Source organism: Ruegeria sp. AL11 (assembly GCF_056540865.1).
In genome coordinates this window covers 1-2,625 of record NZ_JBQFXO010000029.1, presented here as the reverse complement: position 1 = coordinate 2,625, position 2,625 = coordinate 1, and the positions used below count along the sequence as shown (strand labels likewise).

The following is a 2,625-nucleotide window of genomic DNA, read 5'->3' as shown; positions in this document are numbered from 1 at the left end:
GTGACGCTGTCAGATCGCTTTTCGACCGGCTCGTCGATCATGCCGCAAAAGAAAAACCCCGACGCGGCGGAACTGATCCGGGCCAAGGTGGGCCGCATTTACGGGGCGAATACCGCGCTGATGATGGTGATGAAGGGCCTGCCGCTGGCCTATTCCAAGGACATGCAGGAAGACAAGGAACAGGTCTTTGACGCCGCCGACAACTGGATGCTGGCACTGGCGGCGATGGAAGGGATGGTCAAGGACATGACCGCCAACCGCGACAGCCTTGCCGCCGCCGCCGGCTCGGGTTTCTCGACCGCTACGGATCTGGCCGACTGGCTGGTGCGGGTGCTGGGCCTGCCGTTCCGGGATGCGCATCACGTCACCGGATCACTGGTGGCCATGGCCGAAGGCAAGGATTGTGATCTGCCCGACCTGACGCTGGATGATATGCAATCGGTCCATGGTGATATCTCGGATGATGTCTACTCTGTCCTTGGCGTCGTCAATTCGGTAAACTCGCGGCAGTCCTACGGTGGTACCGCCCCCGATCAGGTGCGGGCCCAGATCGAACGATGGAAGGCAATGGTATGACAACCGCGCTACGTGCGATCCTGATTGCGGTTTCCGGTCTGGTGCTGGCCGGGTGCGGGGCTGATGGCGAGCCTGATCAACCAACTGCCCCTCAACCCACGGTCAATGCCACCATTGGGGTTGGATCAAGCGGCGCGTATGTTGGCGGGGGTGTCGGCCTAAGCCGCGGACCGCTGGGCATTTATCTTGGATTCTGATCCTTTTGAATGTTGCGCCCATGGTCCCGGCACCTCATGTTGGGTCCACGTATCGATTACCTGTCACACAAAGAAATGGTATTGAAATGAGAATTCTGGGATTGGTTTGTGCACTTGCTGTTTTGGCGGCTTGCGAGCCTTCGTCAGCGCGACGTCCGGAACCTGCGGCCGAACCAAAACAATCGGGCACCGGCATTTCAATCTCGGGCTATGGCCGAGTTGGTGTTTCAACGCAAAACTAAACCGGGACTAAGGATACAGAATCCATTGATCCGAAGTCCTCTTATGGTCTAAGCGCGCAGGCATGGATCACTTTTTGTACCGCGACGGCGCGCTTTTCGCCGAGGACGTCCCAGTCTCCGAAATCGCAGCCGCGGTCGGAACACCGTTCTACGTCTATTCCACGGCAACGTTGCAGCGGCATTTCAAACTGTTCGATGACGCGTTGGACGGTACCGATCATCTGGTCTGCTACGCGATGAAAGCGGCCAGCAATCAGGCGATCCTTAAGACATTGGCCCAAGCAGGTGCGGGGATGGACGTGGTCTCGGGCGGAGAATATCTGCGTGCGAAGGCGATTCAACCTTTCAACATGCCATGCCGATCCCGGCTCAATTCGTTTCCATCTGAACCGGTCATGCAAGCGAAATGCTCCATCAGCCCAGAACTCAATCTCTGTCGGCGTTAATCGGTACCCGCCCCAGAATGGAGGACGAGGTGGATTCGGCCCAAGTTTAGCGGTCACTTTCGCGACCTCTGCCATCAAAGCTGTCCGACTTGAAAGCGGTTGTGACTGCTTTGAAGCCCAGGCACCCAACCGGCTTTTCAATGACCTTGATGCATAATACGCATCAGCCTGGGGCCCGTTTTCACGACATACTGTACCACGAACACGAAGTTGACGCCGCAAAGATTTCCAATGCATTACAAATGCAGCTTTTTCCGACGTATCCAGCTCATTCGCTTTGACGCTTTCGTAGTTTGTATAGAATACAAATGAATCCGCTTCGATTTCTTTCAGCAAAACCATGCGTGCATTTGGCAAACCATCCGGGTCAACGGTTGCAAGCGCAATCGCATTCGGATCATTCAATTCAGTTTCTTCAGCCTCAGCTAACCACCGGGCCGCAATTTTAAACGGATCGGAGCCAGCAAAGATGCCATCACGCTCGGTCATTTCCATCCCCTGGAAAGTATTAATGACGAGCCTAAGGCGAGAACCCGCTGCGAGCAAGAGCGCACGGCCTTGATGCAGCGCTACCAATGGCATAAACCATGCCAATCTAACGCGAAGACAGGCGGAGAACCAAACATGTCAAATCAGTTGATGGCCGGCAAACGTGGCCTCATCATGGGACTGGCCAATGACAAATCAATCGCATGGGGAATCGCCCGCGCCTTGTCCGAAGCCGGAGCTGAACTTGCCTTTTCTTATCAGGGTGACGCTTTAAAAAAACGTGTGGACCCGCTGGCTGCGCAATTGGGCAGCGAAATCGTTCTGCCCTGCGACGTGAGCGATGAGGCTTCAATTGATGGGCTTTTCTCGGCGCTGGAAGAGAAATGGGGCAAGCTGGACTTTATCGTTCACGCCATCGGTTTTTCTGACAAGAACGAATTGCGTGGACGTTATGTGGATACCAGCCGGGCCAATTTCACGCTGACGATGGATGTCTCCGTCTATTCGTTCACCGCGGTTATGCAGCGCGCGGAAAAGATGATGTCCGAAGGCGGCAGTGCCATAACACTGACCTATTACGGAGCCGAGCAGGTGATGCCCCACTATAACGTGATGGGTGTTGCCAAGGCCGCTCTGGAAGCGTCGGTCAAATACCTGGCCGAGGACCTGGGCAAG

At 55.5% G+C, this 2,625-nt stretch carries 3 protein-coding genes and 2 pseudogenes; 4 read left to right on the top strand and 1 reads right to left on the bottom strand.

Annotated features, from left to right (window positions below; translation table 11 throughout):
* From ACR0IP_RS22990 to ACR0IP_RS22980, 3 genes and pseudogenes are all read left to right on the top strand, one after another.
* The coding region (locus tag ACR0IP_RS22990; RefSeq protein ID WP_480528136.1) for a lyase family protein at positions 1-576 on the top strand (576 nt) is incomplete at its 5' end.
* Positions 573-773, top strand: a complete 201-nt coding sequence (locus tag ACR0IP_RS22985) for a hypothetical protein (protein ID WP_480528135.1) — start codon at positions 573-575, stop codon at positions 771-773. The genes ACR0IP_RS22990 and ACR0IP_RS22985, both read left to right, overlap by 4 nt.
* 304 nt (positions 774-1,077) lie before the next feature.
* Positions 1,078-1,350 (top strand): annotated as a pseudogene (locus ACR0IP_RS22980) (diaminopimelate decarboxylase); the annotation flags it as partial.
* On the opposite strand, the pseudogene pdxH reads toward ACR0IP_RS22980, so the two are convergent.
* Positions 1,351-1,950, bottom strand: a pseudogene (gene pdxH / locus ACR0IP_RS22975) (pyridoxamine 5'-phosphate oxidase); the annotation flags it as partial.
* A 135-nt stretch (positions 1,951-2,085) separates the two neighbouring features.
* Between pdxH and ACR0IP_RS22970 the strand changes: the two are divergent.
* A partial coding sequence (locus ACR0IP_RS22970) for an SDR family oxidoreductase (protein ID WP_480528134.1) occupies positions 2,086-2,625 on the top strand: 540 nt, incomplete at its 3' end.